Raw genomic sequence first — 15,664 nt, 5'->3', positions numbered from 1 at the left:
AAATCAGGAATATGACTATGCCTTGTCTTTTGGGAATCGATAGCGGACTAACTGTTACAAAGGCAGTTTTGTTTGATGTTGATGGAACCCCATTGGCGGTTGCGCGCCGCAGGGTTACGCAGTTTTTCCCTCATCCTCACCATGTCGAACGCGATATGGATGAATTCTGGAATGCCACTGCGGATGCTATAGAGGAAGTGATCGAAAAAAGCGGTCGTCCTGCATCTGACATTGTTGCAATTGCCACTACCGCCCATGGTGATGGCATTTATATGCTGGATCGAGATCGTCGCCCACTCGGCGCAGGCATAGTTTCGCTTGATAGCCGTGCAAAAGACGAGGTTGACAACTGGCTTAAAACGGATGTTGCCCGTCAATCGATCGATATTACCGGTCAGCTCCCACACGCATCGGCTCCATCAGCAATTCTTGCTTGGATTAAAAACTATGAGCCGGACCGTTATCAACGGATTGCGCATGTTTTTGCAGCCAAAGACTGGCTGCGTTTTTGCCTGACCGGATTGATTGGCACGGATCGAACAGAAGCATCGACTTCTTTTACCGACGTGCAGACGCAGGAATATTCCAAAGACGCGTTAGCCTTGTTTGGTCTTGATGAACTTTGGAATGCCTTGCCTGAAATGAAGCGCTCCGATGAGGTTGTCGGCCATGTTTCGCAAGCCTGCGCCGAGCGTACTGGCCTTGTTGCAGGAACGCCGGTGGTTGGTGGCTTGCATGATGTGACAGCATCTGCGCTTGGGGTGGGCGGGTTGAAGATCGGTACAGTCGCGGTGGTTGCTGGCACTTATTCGATCAATGAAACGCTTTCTAACGAACCACGCGTTCATGAAAATTGGTTTTGCCGCAATGGAATTGCGCCCGGTGAATGGAATAATATGTCGATTTCCCCGGCCTCGACCGCGAATTACGATTGGTTCTTGGATAATCTTTGTGCGGTTGAACGACGCGAGGCAGAGCAATCGGGCCAATCAATCCATGATATATTGCTTCCAGAAATTGATGCAGCGTTGGCGCGGCCATCAACAGCACTGTTCCATCCTTATCTCTTTGGTTCGCCTTATGGCGCTTCTGCAAGTGGTGCGTTTTTTGGCCTGCGCGGTTGGCAAGATCGGGGCGATATGCTGCGCGCTGTGTGGGAAGGCATTGCCTTTAATCATCGCATTCATGTTGAGCACCTTAAGGGAGGTTTTGCGATTTCGAGCGCACGCCTGACGGGCGGTGTGTCGCGCAGTCCTGCCTTTGCACAAATGTTTGCCAATATATTGGGCATGCCCGTGACGGTGACTGATACGGATGAAGCGGCCGCATGGGGTGCCGCTCTTTGTGCCGGCACAGGGGTAGGGGTGTTTGATAGCGTTTACAGCGATCCACGTGATCTTGAAACGATTGGAAAAACCTATCAGCCCGACCCAGCCCGCCATGCCGATTATGAAAAGCGCTTTGCGCTATTTTGTGAAATAGCGCAGACACTGACGCCACTTTGGACCAAAATCAACGCTCTGTCTGAATGAATATAACAGCGCTTGCGCAATGGAATGTGAAAAAGCGATATGACCAATCCGATGAACAGCCGCATCGAACGGATTAAGCAACTCGAAACAGAGGGCGTTGACGTTCTCATTCTGGGCGCAGGTGTCAATGGGGCGGGATTATTTCGCGATCTTAGCGAACAGGGCGTGGATTGCCTAATCGTTGATAAGGGCGATTTTGGTTCTGGTACCAGTTCAGCACCTTCGCGCCTTATCCATGGTGGGCTAAAATATCTGGAAACTGGCGAGTTTGGCCTTGTTGCGCAATCGACGCTGGAGCGCAATCTTCTGCTCAAAAATGCGCCGCATAATGTCGAGCCATTACCGACATTCATTCCGGTATTTTCTTGGACTCGTGGCGTTTGGGCTTCTTTGCGCACTCTTTTTGGTTCTACGACCGCGCCGCGCAGTCGCGGGGCCGTGCTGATCAAAATTGGTCTGGCGCTTTATGATTATTTTGGCGCGCGCGAACGCGTTATGCCGCGACATCGCTTTTTGTTCAAAAAGTCGGCGACACGAGAAATGCCCTATATCACGCCTGCGATTGTTGCTGGCGGGATCTATCATGATGCCAAGGTCAACCAGCCGGAACGATTGGTTTATGAATTGGTCAGTGACGGGCTCAGAGCCAATCTGCGCAGTGCTGCCAGCAATTTCACTCAGCTTATCGCAGCAGAAAACGGCGTCATCAGCTTTTCTGCTCCAGATGGATTTAACTTTTCTATCAAGCCCAAATTGGTAATTAACGCAGCCGGGCCGTGGATTGATCATGTTAATGACGCGCTGGGCAAACCCACGAAGATGATCGGTGGCACTAAGGGATCACATATTCTCATAGATCATCCAGAACTGGTGCAAAGCCTCAAAGGGCGCATGATCTATTTTGAAGCGGATGATGGGCGCATTTGTCTGGTCTATGATTATCACGGGCTGGCACTGGTCGGTTCGACCGATATTCCGTTCGATGATCCGGACAATGTGCGGGCTGAAGACCCGGAAATCGATTACTTCATCGAAAGCCTACGCTCGCTACTGCCAAAGCTTAAATTTGATCGCAGCCAAATCATCTATGCCTATAGCGGTATCCGGCCATTACCAGCATCGGACGCATCCGAACCTGGCCTTATCAGCCGCGATCATTCTGCACCGGTGATCGAGCCGGATGAAACGCGACCTTTTGCGATTATTTCGCTCGTTGGCGGCAAGTGGACAACTTTCCGTGGATTTGCTGAAGAGGTGGCGGACACGGTTCTTGAGCGCTTTAAGCGTAAGCGTGTTCAATCCACCCGAAATCTTGCCATTGGTGGCGGTAAAGATTATCCGGCAGATGAGAAATCACGTCGTGAATGGGTGGCAAACCAATCGAAGCTGAGTGGGTTAAGTGCCGAGCGGGTTGAAACCTTGCTAAGACGCTATGGAACCACTGCGGTGCAGATCATTGCGCTGGAAAAGCTGCGGGGAAGTGATCTTCTGCCAGATTGCGATACGATTAGCCGTGCGGAGATTGCCTGGATCTCGCGCAATGAATTTGTGGTTCATTTGGCTGATATTGTGCTCAGACGTACCACTTTGGCCATTGATGGCGCGCTTTCGCAGGCAAATCTACGGGCAATTGCTGATATTGCCGCAGGGGAGCTTGGTTGGAATGACGAGCGTAAAGTCCAAGAAATTGCTTCTGTTACCGACGAGCTTTCGCGCCGTCATAATCTTATTTTGAGCGATCAACCTGCCAAGCGCCGTTAGGCGCGAGGCAATATTGATTAGATTGGCTTTAGTTCAGCAACTTGCTGCGGTGTAAGCGGGCGAATATCCTGTCCACGCAGCATCAGATGCAGCTTGGCGGTTTCTTCGAGTTCTTCGGTCGCATATTGCGCATCAAGCAGCGTTTTACCTGAAACCACCGGCCCATGATTTGCCAACAGGAGTGCATGCGAATGGGTTGCTTTTTCCCGAACCGCTAAAGCCAGCGCTTCATCGCCGGGTTTGTAATAGGGAATAAGCGGCAGATTGCCGACCCGCATCACATAATAGGCGGTGAGGGGTGGCAGAGCGTCTTCGGGATTTGTGTCCGCCAGAATGCTCACAGCCACTGAATAGGTTGAATGCAGATGCACGACCGCATTGTCAGTTGCGCGCATGCAATACATGCATGTGTGCAAAAACGCTTCTTTGGTCGGCTTGTCGCCAGCCTCATGCACACCTTCCGCCGAAAAGCGAGAAAGTCGCGCTGGATCGAGACAACCGAGCGAGGCATTGGTAGGCGTCATCAACATGCGTCCATCGGATAGACGAACGCTGATATTTCCAGTAGAGCCTGCCGTTAAACCACGATCAAATAGAGACTTTGCCACCGATACAATTGTATCGCGCATACGCGTTTCTTCGGACAGAATTGCGGTCATCGTACCATATCCCAAGCTTTAGTGAAAAAGTCATCGCTGCCGAAATTGCCAGATTTGAGCGCTAGGCAGACAGGGTTGGCTTCATCAAGGGTAAATACCCAAGGCACGCCGGGATCTATTTCCGGACCGATTTGAACGGTTTCAGCATTCAGAGCGTTGACGACTGCGCCGGATGTTTCACCACCCGCCACAATAAAGCGTTGATAGCCCTGTTCCGCTAGCTTTACAGCGAGCGTGGAGAGAAAGTTTTCTACCATCTCACCGGCCTCGAAACGCCCAAGTTTATCTTGAGCAATTCGGACCTGTTCGGGTTCGGTTGAGGAATAGATTAAAGCTGGATAATTGCTATTTGCCTGCGCCTTGATGAAAGCTAAAACATCATCAACGGTCAGCTTGCCTTCGGCAATTTCCAATGCATCCAGCTTGAAACTGGGTACACCCGCGGCCTGCGCATTTGCAATCTGGCGTCTGGTGGCGGCCGAGCACGAACCAGCCAGCATAATGCCATTGCCTTTGGGCGGGTTAAACTCTGCCTTACGCGCCTCGGCTGGCATTTTACCCTGACGCCGATAATTGTCAGGCAGCCCCTGAGCCAGTGCGGACCCGCCAGTAATCAACTTCAAATCTGCCATGGCTTCTCCGATCACACGAAGTTCATGATCGGTAATCGCATCAAGAATAACGATGCCGGGTTCTGCCATCAAGCTATCGCGCAGGGCATCTACACCCCTATGCACGGTTTCAAGATTGACCAATCGTACCGGCTGTTTGGTCTGTTTTTGCAATACGCGAACCAAATTGGCATCACGCATCGGCGTCAGGGGATGATCTTTCATCGGGCTTTCAGACAAAAGCTGATCGCCGACAAACAAATGGCCTTTATAAACTGTACGTTTATTCTCGGGAAAAGCCGGACAGGCTACCGTGTGCTCGACGCCTAAATCAGACATCAAAGCTTCAGTCACAGGGCCAATATTGCCTTGCTCGGTTGAATCAAAGGTCGAACAATATTTAAAATAGATTTGCTCAGCGCCAGCCCCAAGCAACACGCGGGCTGCTGCGAGGGATTGTTCGACAGCGGCCTGCGGTGCAATGGTTCGCGATTTGAGCGAGACAACAATCGCATCCGCATCACCGAAATCCTGGCCCGGCTGCGGCACGCCGACGATCTGAATGACCTTCATCCCCTCACGCGCCAGAATAAGCGCAAGATCAGTCGCGCCTGTTAAATCGTCCGCTATAGCTCCAAGCAACATAATTCCTCCCACGGATGAAGTTAATAGGCGTATTCAAGGAAAATGGGGTCAATAGAACCGCCCCAGACACTATTATACGCGTTGATCATGCGTTCTGCATCCGTCACCCCTGCGGCAACGATTTCTTCAAGCGGCGCAAGAAAATGCGTTTCATCGAAGCCATCGCTGTTAAGCTTGTTACGGTTAAGCAAGCCCAGTCGAGAAATTTTGAGCGTTTCGCGCGCGATCATCGCCACCGGCCTTCCGCGGAATTCCGTATTCAAACCCTTGGCCGGCACTTCGTTGCGCAATGCGAGAACTTCGTCAAAAGTCCAATCGCGGGTAAGCGCTTCAGCCGCATCTAGCGCCTCATCATCATAAAGAAGCCCAACCCAATAGGCTGGCAAAGCGCAAATGCGCCGCCAAGGCCCACCATCCGCGCCGCGCATTTCAAGAAACTGCTTTAGACGCACTTCGGGGAAAAGGGTTGAGAGATGATTGGTCCAATCACCCATATTGGGTACCGGATCACTGATTTCACCCTTTAATGCGCCATTCATAAATTGGCGGAAGGTGACATGAGTGCAATCGTGATACCGACCATCGCGCAGAACGAAATACATCGGCACATCAAGCGCCCATTCGACATAGTCCATAAACCCGAAATTCTCGGAAAATACGAATGGCAAAACGCCAGCGCGCTGATTGTCTGTATCGCGCCAAATATTGGAACGCCAAGAAAGCAAACCGTTCGGCTCTCCTTCGGTGAAAGGCGAGCTTGCAAACAATGCGGTTGCGATTGATTGCAATTTCATTGAAACCTGCATCTTGCGACGCATATCGGTTTCAGAAGAAAAATCTAAATTAACCTGCACTGTACAAGTGCGATACATCATATCCAAACCTTCTTTGCCCACTTTAGGCATATATTTGGTCATGATGTTATAACGTGACTTCGGCATAATGGGCGTTTCAGCCAGCGTCCATTTGGGGCTACCACCCAGACCAAGGAAGCGAATGCCGAGCGGCTCAGCAATTTCCCGCACTTGGCTCAAATGCGCGTTCACTTCGCGACAGGTTTGATGAATGGTGTTAAGCGGTGCGCCGGAAAGTTCAAACTGTCCACCGGGCTCAAGCGAAATTGCGCCCTGACCTGTAGGCTCGACCAGACCGATAATATGGCCTTCATCAATGATTGGTTCCCATCCAAGGCGCGCCTGCATGCCATCAAGAATGGCCTTGATGCCCTTCGTTCCTTCATAAGGGACCGGGCTATTATCAGCGACATAGAAGGGAAATTTTTCGTGTTCCGTGCCGATGCGCCAATCTTCTTTTGGCTTACACCCTTCCGCAAGGTAATCGGCAAGTTCTTCGACGCCTGTAAGGGCCGTTTCATCAGTCGTATCGCGCGCCATGCATTTCACCTTCAGATTAGTTTTTACAGCGTGATTGGACAAAATCGTCCAATCAAGCAAGTCTATTTCATAGAACCTGGCTAAAATGCCGTCTCTTTATTGGGAGCTCCAATCACCCAGCAGGGCTTGTACCAGGGTTAAAGCCGCAACTGCCGCAGTGTCGGCCCGTAATATACGTGGCCCCAGCGGGATGGCTGTGACAAAGGATTTTGCATGCAAGACGCGCCGCTCCTCTTCAGAAAATCCGCCTTCAGGCCCGATAAGAACACCACATGGCCCGCGCTCCAACTGGCTGAGGATCGTCAAAGGATTATGTGTTTCATGGCCTTCATCACAAAAAATCAGACGTTTGGAAGGGTCCCAATTTTGCAGAAAACTGTCAAAACGCGTGATATTTCGACATTCGGGGATAGAAAGAACTCCGCATTGTTCTGCTGCTTCAATGGCATTAGCTTGAACGCGCTCAATATTTAATTTTGATACTTGCGTATGCTGAGTAATGACGGGTTGCAAAATTCCAGCCCCCATTTCGACCGCCTTTTGCACCATATAATCCAGCCGCCCCTGTTTTAATGGTGCAAAACAATAGATCAATTGGCTGGGCGCAGGCTGAGGGCGAGTTAGCTCAATAGCATCAATAAAAAGACGCTTCTTGCCTTCCGGCCTAAGCTTCATTTTCCACTCACCGTCCCTGCCATTAAAAGCCAAAATTTCGTCACCTGCTTTCAGGCGCAGAACATGGGTCAAATAATGAGCAGCCTGTGACGTGGTTTCGACACAGGCCCCTTGGCTCAGGTCGGCTTCAACATAAAGCCGGTACATTTTATAATTTGCACGCATATGGCATCGATGGCAGAGGGCAGGGGGCCGGTCAAGACCTATGGTCCCTGCAGGTGGAGGATGATGCTGGCTCCGAAGAGATTGGCAGACTGCATCAGGATTATGGGATCGCTTTTTTTGGGGATCGATGAGAACTCAGGTCTTTTGCCTCAAAAAGTATTATGATCGCAAATTCTGGCACTAAATACGGTATTCTATCAAGACGACGCATCGTCTCAATTAGGGCGAGACCTGCTATCCTAACTGTGTGGTAAGACCAGATTAGCGGGCATCCAAGCTCGGATCGGCTATACCCCCATCCCCCGGCGATGTGTCTTTAAATATTTCGAGTAAAAACGCGACAAAGGCTCTTACATTTGGATTGCCTCGGCGACTTTCTGACCAAAGTGCGGTTATGGCACCCCTATCGGCCCAATATTTGTTCAGGACAGGAACCAGTTCACCTCGAGCAACATAGGGCGCGGCGACATAGGTTGGCGAAAGGCCGATACCGGCACCGCTAGCGACAGCGATAGCCACCGCCTCCGTATTGTCTACGGCGACGCCGGCAGTGGGTAAGATCTCGACCGTACGGTTTCCTACCTGAAACGGCCAACGCAACAGCTGCCCAGAGCTATAGTGTCGGACATTGACGCATTCATGATTTTCCAGATCCTCGATCCGGCGTGGGAGACCGCGTTTTGCCAAGTAGGAAGGTGAAGCGAACACACCAGCTCTGTTTGGACCCAGTTTGCGAGCGATCAGGCGAGAATCTTGGGGGTCGCCAATGCGGATCGCTACGTCGATACCCTCTTGTATGAGGTCACTGATTGTATCATTGACCCGAAGGTCAACCGTAATTTTGGAATGGCGTTCACGAAACAAGGCTAGCTTCGGTGCAAGCACATGTATTGCGATTGGACCCGGAGCTGCAAGTTTGATAGGTCCAGCGGGTTCTCCACGCACTGCCGCGGCGACTTGCTCAATTTCCTCGGCATCACGCAGGAGGCGCAGTGCCCGTTCATGCAGAATGAGTCCTTCTGGTGTCAAGCTCAGCGAGCGCGTCGTACGAGCGAATAGTTTGAAACCCAACCGCTCCTCGAGTCTCTGAATACTTTTGCTCACCGCGGAAGGCGAAATTGACAGCGTACGCGCTGCAGCTGAGTAGCTCCCCAAGGAAGCCGCTCGCGAAAATGCGACCAATCCTGCCAGCCGGTCAATCCCAATTTGTTCCATAAGGGAACAATAATAACGAGGTCAGCCCTCATTATCAATCTGGAGCTGCCTGTTATATTGATTTTGAAAGGCCTTAAACAGCCACATCGGAGAGCCCAATGCAGAACGATAGGACAATAGCAGCAGTCACCGATCCAAACCTTCTAATTGGACAGTCTGTCTTGGTTTTTGGAGGTACATCAGGCATCGGCTTGGCCACTGGGGTCGCGGCCAAAGCGGCCGGCGCTGCCGTCACTATCGCTGGACGGGATCGCGATCGCGTAGCGCAGATTGCTCATGCGCACGGGTTTGCCGGGTGGTTTGCGGCCGAGATCAGCGATCCTGAAGCGATCCGGCAGGGCCTCTCTGTGATCGAGCGGGTCGATCATCTTATAGTATTAGCAGGTGGGCTAAACATCGGGAAGGTGATGGAGGCCGACATCGGCATGCTTCGGCGCGTCTATGACGAACGTATCTGGTCTGTGGTTCATATTCTACGAGCGCTTGGCGAAAGGCTGACAGATGATGCTTCCATTACGCTGGTGTCTGGTGCGTTGACCCAACGCCCTGACGGCAACGGTACGGCAATCGTTGCCAGCGCCTGTGCGGCCTTGGAGGTGCTTGCGCGCGGCCTTGCGTTGGAACTGGCACCACGTCGGGTAAACACGCTCTCGCCTGGCCCCATCGATACGCCTTTGATTGGCAAGGCGATGGGTAATCAGCGCGACGCCTATATGAAGATGGTGGCTGAGAGCCATCCTTTACATCGGTGGGGGACTGCCGAGGAGGCGGCTAATGCGGTGTTGTTCCTGATGGCCAACCGCTACATGAACGGCGCAGTTCTTCACATCGACGGTGGCTCTCGCCTTTGACGAAGCAGTCGCTGTCTCCGTGCCACAGCGATAAGCCATGGATATTCGCGCTACCCGGTCTTGGACAATTCCTACCGGCGCCCCGGGGACACCTCTATATCACGGATAAGACGACCTGACCGGATCGCCAGTCATCCAGTTGCACAGAATAGGAAAAACAACATGATTACGCTTTACTATCACCGTGGTGCATGCTCGACTTCAAATCATTTCGCGCTAGAGGAAGCAGGGATCGACTATCAAGCAATTGAGGTTCATCTTGACCGGTTGGACGACCCGATCGCAATTAAGGTGCGCGAACTGAATCCGATGGCAATGACCCCAGTTCTGGTTCTGGAAGACGGCACGGTCCTAACCCAAAATGCGGCAACATTGGCTTATATTGCGGATCTCGTGCCGGAGAAAAAACTACTTCCTGCCCGAAGCTCAATCGACCGGGTACAGGCTGAAGGCTGGCTTTCGTTTGTTGCTTCGGATCTACATCCGACTCTGATCGAATACATCTACAAGGCGCTGTCCGCGACCGAAGAGGAAAGAGAAAGGACGAAAGCCCTTTATGACAAACGCGTGTCACGGCGCTTGAAAGTTCTGGAAGACAGGCTCGCGGATCGCGAATATATATTAGGCAACCAGTATTCAGTCATCGATGGCTACGCGTTGATTGTGCTGAATTGGTCGGAGCCCGCGGAAGTCGATCTCAACCCCTATCCCAATATCTGCGCTTACATGGAGCGTCTCGAAGCACGTCCAGCGATCCGCCGCGTGCGCGAGGCCGAGGGGAAAATTTCCTGGTAAAAGTGCGCTCATGCTCTGCTGCTAAAATTGGATACCATCGTCAGTTCACTGTATCAGTCCAAAGCCCATTCGATTTGCAGGCCTCTAAGCCAGTCAGATCAGTGTCAAAGGTCGGCTTTAGAAACAACCGAGGTCTCGGTTTGTCCCCTGGAAGGGGGATGTTAGAAGCCGGATGTTTCAGATATATGAACCACGCGCCTTCACAAATTGGGCGTCGACGATAGGAGGAATTTATGTTTAATCGGACCGCTTCGGCTATTATCGCAGTTATGTTGGTATCCGGCACGGCAGCGGCGGCGGAAGAAATTACGATCGCCACAAATATTGCCAATGTGCCTTTTGAATTTGAGGATGCCAGCGGCAATCTGCAAGGATTTGAAGTCGATCTGGTTAACATGATCGCAGAGCGTATCGGCAAGACAGCCACATTCACGCAAATGCCTTTCAATAGCTTGTTTTCCGCAGTGCAGTCTAGCCGCGCAGACATTGCGATTGGATCGATCACCATTACGCCGAAGCGACTTGAGTCAGTCTCGTTTACGCAGCCTTTCTATGATGCCAATCAATGCTTGACGGTTGCTACATCTGGAGGAATTGAAGGCTTCGATGGCTTAGAAGGAAAAGACGTCGCAGTTATCACTGGAACCACCGGTGAGATCTGGGCCTCTGAAAATGAAGAGAAATATAAATTCGGGACAATCAAACGGTATGATGGAAATGCCGAGCCGATGCTGGATATTGCGACTGGCCGTATTGCGGGATTCATCCATGATTGCCCAATCGATGAATATTACATTCGTGACAAGCCACAATACAAAATCGTAGCCACGATTCCGACAAATGAGCAGTTCGGCCTGATGCTGCATAAGGATAGCGCACTTCTTAACGATGTGAACGACGCCATCACAGCGCTTAAAGAAGAAGGTCAAATGGAGCGTTTACATAAGAAATGGTTCGGAACCGAAGCAGCAGCCGGTTCTAGTACTTTGACCGTGCACCCCATCCCTACGAACTAATCACTTTCATTTCAGGCTAAAATGATGGCCTCTTTTTAGAGGCCATCTCTATGTTGGGCTTTTGCCGACTACTGAATAAATGCAATGACATTGGTGGTGTGAATGGATTTTATGACAACTTTCGTGAATGCCGGCGTGCTTACCCAAGCGGCTCCGTTGCTTCTGAAAGGCTTCGGCCTTACGGTAGTTCTAGGGGCAACAAGCCTGATCTTCTCCTTGGTTCTTGGCCTGATTTTGGTGTTGATCCGCCTTTATTCGCCCCATGTCACACGCTTTCTGGCAATAGCCTATATTGATTTGTTTCGTGCGATACCACTCCTTGTTTTACTGGTGCTGATTTATTACGCTTTGCCCTTCGTCGGCGTTCGCTTGTCCTCCTTTTGGGCTGCGACTGCAGCGCTCTCACTTGTCGCATCGGCCTACATGGCAGAAACTTTCCGTGCTGGTATTGAGGCTGTTTCTCGTGGCCAGTTTGAGGCGGCGCAAGCGCTCGGCTTATCCTGGCCACGTATGATGCTCGATATTATCTTGCCGCAGGCTATGCGTATGGTCATACCGCCTGCAACTGGCGTTGCCGTTGGGTTGATCAAAGACACAGCACTTGCCTCTGTCGTCGCTCTGCCGGACTTGCTTAAACAAGCAACCCAAGCGCAGGCCTTTTATGCCAATCCCTCGCCATTGATCGGCGCCGCAGTATTATATCTTTTGCTTTTGCTGCCGCTTGTTCGCGTCGTTAATTGGCTTGAGTCCAAGCAGAAGCGCTCTCGTTGAAACATAAGACGAACTATCACGCGGCAAATGGGGAGAGATATATTATGGATCAAAACGCGCAGCAACGGAACGACGCAGATGTAATTATAAAGATCGAAAAACTGCAAAAGCATTATGGCGATTTCCATGCTCTCAAAAGCATCGATCTGTCGGTTAAACGGGGTGAAGTTATCGCCATAATCGGATCGTCCGGATCCGGAAAGTCTACGCTGATACGGTGTATAAACCTTCTTGAAATCTTCTCTTCTGGTTCAATCACTGTGGGCGGTGTACCCGTCATGCAGGGGAAAAACCTTGCTAGGGTACGAGCTGAAGTCGGTATGGTTTTTCAACAGTTCAATCTATTCCCGCATATGACAGCGCTTCGTAATGTAGCAATTGCACCCGTACGAGTACGCGGATATTCATGGGGCGATGCTGAAGCGAAAGCAAAGCAATTACTTGAGCGGGTCGGACTCGCCGAGCATGTGTACAAATATCCCGATCAGCTTTCAGGTGGCCAGCAGCAGCGTGTGGCAATTGCTCGCGCTCTTGCCATGGAGCCCGCTGTCCTGCTTTTTGACGAGCCGACATCCGCACTTGATCCCGAAATGGTTGGGGAAGTCCTAGATGTTATTCAGCAATTAGCGAAAACTGGTGTAACGATGCTGGTTGTTACGCACGAAATGTCATTCGCTCGGCGTATCGCAGACCGGGTTTTGTTCATGGAGCGCGGCGCTATCATTGAGCAGAATGATCCGGATAGCTTCTTTGACAATCCCCAAACGGAGCGTGCCAAGTTTTTTCTCAGTTCGATCGTCCGCTCTACGGAAAACTGACTGTTCTTCCGATATCTCCCTCTTGCAAAGGCAAATCTATGAATATTTACCCGTCTTTTTCGATTGAAGCTCGGCCACAGGTACAAGCGCTGGCCAGCTCGCTTATTCGCGAGGTTGCCAATAGCGCGATGGGACGGGCGGATGTCTTGCCTTTCTGGTTCGGAGAATCGGACGATCCAACCCCAGACTTCATCCGTGAAGAAGCGGCACGTTCTTTGCAGAACGGAGAAACTTTCTACTCGCAGAATTTAGGGCGCCCTTATTTCCGTGAGGCAGTTGCGCAATATCTGAGCGACCTCCATGGTCGTCCTGTTGAAGCGGAGCGGGTGGCAGCGGTTGGCTCTGGTGTTTCCGGACTTATGATTGCCTCGCAGCTTTTGCTTTCACCCAATGATAAGGTCGTTGTTATCACTCCCCTTTGGCCGAATGTTTGCGAAATTCCGCATATACTCGGCGCCTATGTGGAGCGTGTGGCTCTAGAGGTGGTGGAAGGAAAGTGGTCGTTGGACCTAGATAAATTGATCAGTGCCTTGACGCCGGACACTCGTGCCCTTTTCATCAATTCGCCTAATAATCCCACCGGTTGGACCATCGATGAAGGGGGTATTACAACAATTCTTAGTCATTGCCGTAAGCACGGTATCTGGATCATTGCAGATGATGTCTATGAACGATTAGTATATAATCCCATCAAACATTCAGCACCTTCGTTCCAGTCCTGCTATCAGGAGGGTGATCGTATTTTGTCAATCAACAGCCTCTCCAAGGCCTGGTCGATGACAGGGTGGCGCGCAGGTTGGATTCTCGCACCGAAGGTCCTTTCCGATGATCTTGCCAAGCTCATTGAGTATAACTTTTCTTGCATTTTCGAACCTTCCCAGCGGGCTGCAACCATTGCACTTAAACAAGGGGAGGCTGAGGTCGGGAAACTGCGCCAGCATCTCACGCATACACGGGCATTATTACAAAATACGCTAGAAGGTATTGATGGAGTCGAAGTTCCCGATGCAGGCGGCGCGATGTACGTCTTCTTCCGTGTTAATGGGTTTGACGACACTTTGGCTCTTGCAAAAAAGCTTGTAAACGAGGTTGGACTCGGACTTGCACCCGGTGGCGCATTTGGGCCCGAAGGAAATGGCTGGTTGAGATGGTGCCATGCGGTCCAGGAAGACAAGCTGCTCGCTGGAGTTGACCGTTTCTTATCATTCATCAGTACTTGTCGATGATTTCACTAAGCGGCAGCGATGGTAGGGCTGAATACGTGTAACTTTCGTATAAATGCTGCTATGCGTACTAGATATGCAGCAGCGGCACTTCTCAATGCAATACAAAGGATCTTTGGAATTCCATGGTCCCAGCAGGGCCAATTGAATCAGTAGGGTTTTCAGGTTAGAAATGAAGTTATGCCTTAATTGGTGATCGGCATCATTGTTGTTTCGCGTGATCAGCGGGGAGAGGGCGAAATACGATATGAGAGCGGATGAAACAAACGATTTCGCAAAATATAATAAGTCTATAGCTGCCCTAGTTGAGGAATTGGATAATCCCAATTTCGAAAGTAGCTTTGTGACCACCTTGCGAAAATTTGTTCCTTTTGATCTCGCCATGATATCAATTTACGATCGTGACAGCGTCTTCGCTCCCGATTGTGCAATTCCTTTAGGGATATGTGAGGATGTGCTCGCAAAATATTATGCGGCAACATATCGGTATAGCCCGTTTTTTCAAATGCATAAGCGGGGACTGCGTAGCGGTATCTATCAAATGGAAAAGTTGGCGCAATCGTCGATCCTGAAAAAGCCGACACGTAATATGGATATTCTGGAAATCGACCATGGTGAAGAGGTCGGATATAGCACTATTGGATGGCCGAAGCGCTTGCGGGAAATCGGCCTAGCAATTCCTCTTTCGAACACTAAAACGGCTCAGATTGCTCTCTATCGCGTCGGTGCTTCGGATTATAGGACGAGGGAAGTAGAGAGCCTCAATGCAGTTTCGCAAGTTATGGGATCGCTTTATCGACGCTTCCGCGCGAAGGCTGACGAACGGCGGCAACGACCTCAATCAATGGTTTCTCAATCATTACAAGAGCTGGCCTTGCATACATTATCTCCGCGCGAGCAGGAAGTGGTTACTCGCATCGTGGAAGGACATTCCGGCGAAAACATCGCACGTATTCTGGGTATCGGGGAAGAAACTGTTAAAACACACCGTAAGCGAGCGTATCAGAAGCTCGGGGTGAAATCTAATGTGGAGCTGTTTGTTCTTTTGATCAGCTATATGCAAAGAAACCAATGACTACGGTCGGTCGTTTGCGCGGCTATGTTGTAAAGTAACAGTCTCTCTTGACAGTGAGCATCAGGTCGGGACCCCAGTTGGTTCTGACAGCCCTTGGCTTTTCCCAATTCTCAGGTCATTCAAATCATTGCCGAGAATTCGCTAAAGTGTTTTGGCGTCGTGTCGCGACTTCGAGCCCACGTGGCGGTGCGCCATGAATTTCCAGATTGCGCACAGATTTACCGAGAAAATCCGTGCTATGACAACGACTAGAAAGCGGTCCGGCACCTGTTCTGTGAAATCAGGATGCCTGTCTTAGAGTCGGCGACGATGGAAATGCTTGCCTGAACGTTGCCTCTTTACAACACCCACAGGTGATTTCGGAACTTATGCTCTAAAGAGGCGTTGGAAAACCGTTCGTTCAGTTGCGAGTAACTTTTCCATGTGTAACTGACAACGCCGGAGCGATTCAGTGGCAA

Annotated in this window: 14 protein-coding genes; 9 read left to right on the top strand and 5 right to left on the bottom strand. The window is 50.9% G+C overall.

Going from position 1 to position 15,664, the window contains the following annotated elements:
* Nucleotides 1-17: 17 nt before the first annotated feature.
* Nucleotides 18-1,532, top strand: a complete 1,515-nt coding sequence (locus C7374_RS06890; RefSeq protein ID WP_111574866.1) for an FGGY-family carbohydrate kinase — start codon at nucleotides 18-20, stop codon at nucleotides 1,530-1,532.
* A 39-nt stretch (nucleotides 1,533-1,571) separates the two neighbouring features.
* Nucleotides 1,572-3,293, top strand: a complete 1,722-nt coding sequence (locus C7374_RS06885; RefSeq protein ID WP_245412596.1) for a glycerol-3-phosphate dehydrogenase/oxidase — start codon at nucleotides 1,572-1,574, stop codon at nucleotides 3,291-3,293.
* 17 nt (nucleotides 3,294-3,310) lie between these two features.
* Here the strand turns inward: C7374_RS06885 and otnC are convergent, their stop codons facing one another.
* The 5 genes from otnC to C7374_RS06860 all read right to left on the bottom strand — a co-directional run bounded on the left by otnC (nucleotide 3,311) and on the right by C7374_RS06860 (nucleotide 8,657).
* Nucleotides 3,311-3,952: a 3-oxo-tetronate 4-phosphate decarboxylase gene (gene otnC, locus C7374_RS06880; protein ID WP_111574865.1), complete on the bottom strand. Its 642-nt coding sequence runs from the start codon at nucleotides 3,950-3,952 to the stop codon at nucleotides 3,311-3,313.
* Nucleotides 3,949-5,208 (bottom strand): 3-oxo-tetronate kinase, encoded by a 1,260-nt coding sequence (gene otnK, locus C7374_RS06875; protein ID WP_111574864.1) that lies wholly within the window; start codon nucleotides 5,206-5,208, stop codon nucleotides 3,949-3,951. Before otnK ends, otnC begins: the two co-directional genes overlap by 4 nt.
* A 20-nt stretch (nucleotides 5,209-5,228) precedes the next feature.
* Entirely contained in the window at nucleotides 5,229-6,602 is a 1,374-nt protein-coding gene (locus C7374_RS06870) for a glutamate--cysteine ligase (protein WP_111574863.1), read from the bottom strand.
* A 96-nt stretch (nucleotides 6,603-6,698) separates the two neighbouring features.
* On the bottom strand, nucleotides 6,699-7,442 hold the full coding sequence (locus C7374_RS06865; RefSeq protein ID WP_111574862.1) for a 16S rRNA (uracil(1498)-N(3))-methyltransferase: 744 nt from the start codon (nucleotides 7,440-7,442) through the stop codon (nucleotides 6,699-6,701).
* A gap of 261 nt (nucleotides 7,443-7,703) precedes the next feature.
* Nucleotides 7,704-8,657 carry a LysR family transcriptional regulator gene (locus C7374_RS06860; protein ID WP_111574861.1) on the bottom strand — a complete coding sequence of 318 codons (954 nt, stop codon included), beginning with the start codon at nucleotides 8,655-8,657 and terminating at the stop codon, nucleotides 7,704-7,706.
* A gap of 98 nt (nucleotides 8,658-8,755) precedes the next feature.
* Between C7374_RS06860 and C7374_RS06855 the strand changes: the two genes are divergently transcribed.
* The 7 genes from C7374_RS06855 (at nucleotide 8,756) to C7374_RS16235 (ending at nucleotide 15,206) form a co-directional block, all read left to right on the top strand.
* Complete coding sequence (locus tag C7374_RS06855) at nucleotides 8,756-9,508, top strand: SDR family oxidoreductase (protein WP_111574860.1); 753 nt, start codon at nucleotides 8,756-8,758, stop codon at nucleotides 9,506-9,508.
* A 162-nt stretch (nucleotides 9,509-9,670) separates the two neighbouring features.
* Nucleotides 9,671-10,303: a glutathione S-transferase family protein gene (locus C7374_RS06850; RefSeq protein ID WP_111574859.1), complete on the top strand. Its 633-nt coding sequence runs from the start codon at nucleotides 9,671-9,673 to the stop codon at nucleotides 10,301-10,303.
* A 233-nt stretch (nucleotides 10,304-10,536) separates the two neighbouring features.
* Nucleotides 10,537-11,319 (top strand): ABC transporter substrate-binding protein, encoded by a 783-nt coding sequence (locus tag C7374_RS06845; protein WP_111574858.1) that lies wholly within the window; start codon nucleotides 10,537-10,539, stop codon nucleotides 11,317-11,319.
* A gap of 102 nt (nucleotides 11,320-11,421) precedes the next feature.
* Nucleotides 11,422-12,090 carry an amino acid ABC transporter permease gene (locus C7374_RS06840; RefSeq protein WP_111574857.1) on the top strand — a complete coding sequence of 223 codons (669 nt, stop codon included), beginning with the start codon at nucleotides 11,422-11,424 and terminating at the stop codon, nucleotides 12,088-12,090.
* 44 nt (nucleotides 12,091-12,134) lie between these two features.
* Nucleotides 12,135-12,908: an amino acid ABC transporter ATP-binding protein gene (locus tag C7374_RS06835; protein ID WP_111574856.1), complete on the top strand. Its 774-nt coding sequence runs from the start codon at nucleotides 12,135-12,137 to the stop codon at nucleotides 12,906-12,908.
* A gap of 38 nt (nucleotides 12,909-12,946) precedes the next feature.
* Complete coding sequence (locus C7374_RS06830; protein ID WP_111574855.1) at nucleotides 12,947-14,134, top strand: pyridoxal phosphate-dependent aminotransferase; 1,188 nt, start codon at nucleotides 12,947-12,949, stop codon at nucleotides 14,132-14,134.
* A 244-nt stretch (nucleotides 14,135-14,378) separates the two neighbouring features.
* Nucleotides 14,379-15,206, top strand: a complete 828-nt coding sequence (locus C7374_RS16235; protein WP_111574854.1) for a helix-turn-helix transcriptional regulator — start codon at nucleotides 14,379-14,381, stop codon at nucleotides 15,204-15,206.
* Nucleotides 15,207-15,664 lie beyond the last annotated feature (458 nt).

Source organism: Falsochrobactrum ovis (genome assembly GCF_003259955.1).
Lineage (GTDB): Bacteria > Pseudomonadota > Alphaproteobacteria > Rhizobiales > Rhizobiaceae > Brucella > Brucella ovis_A.
The sequence above is the reverse complement of the archived record's forward strand: the minus strand, read 5'-3'. Positions and strand labels throughout refer to the sequence as shown.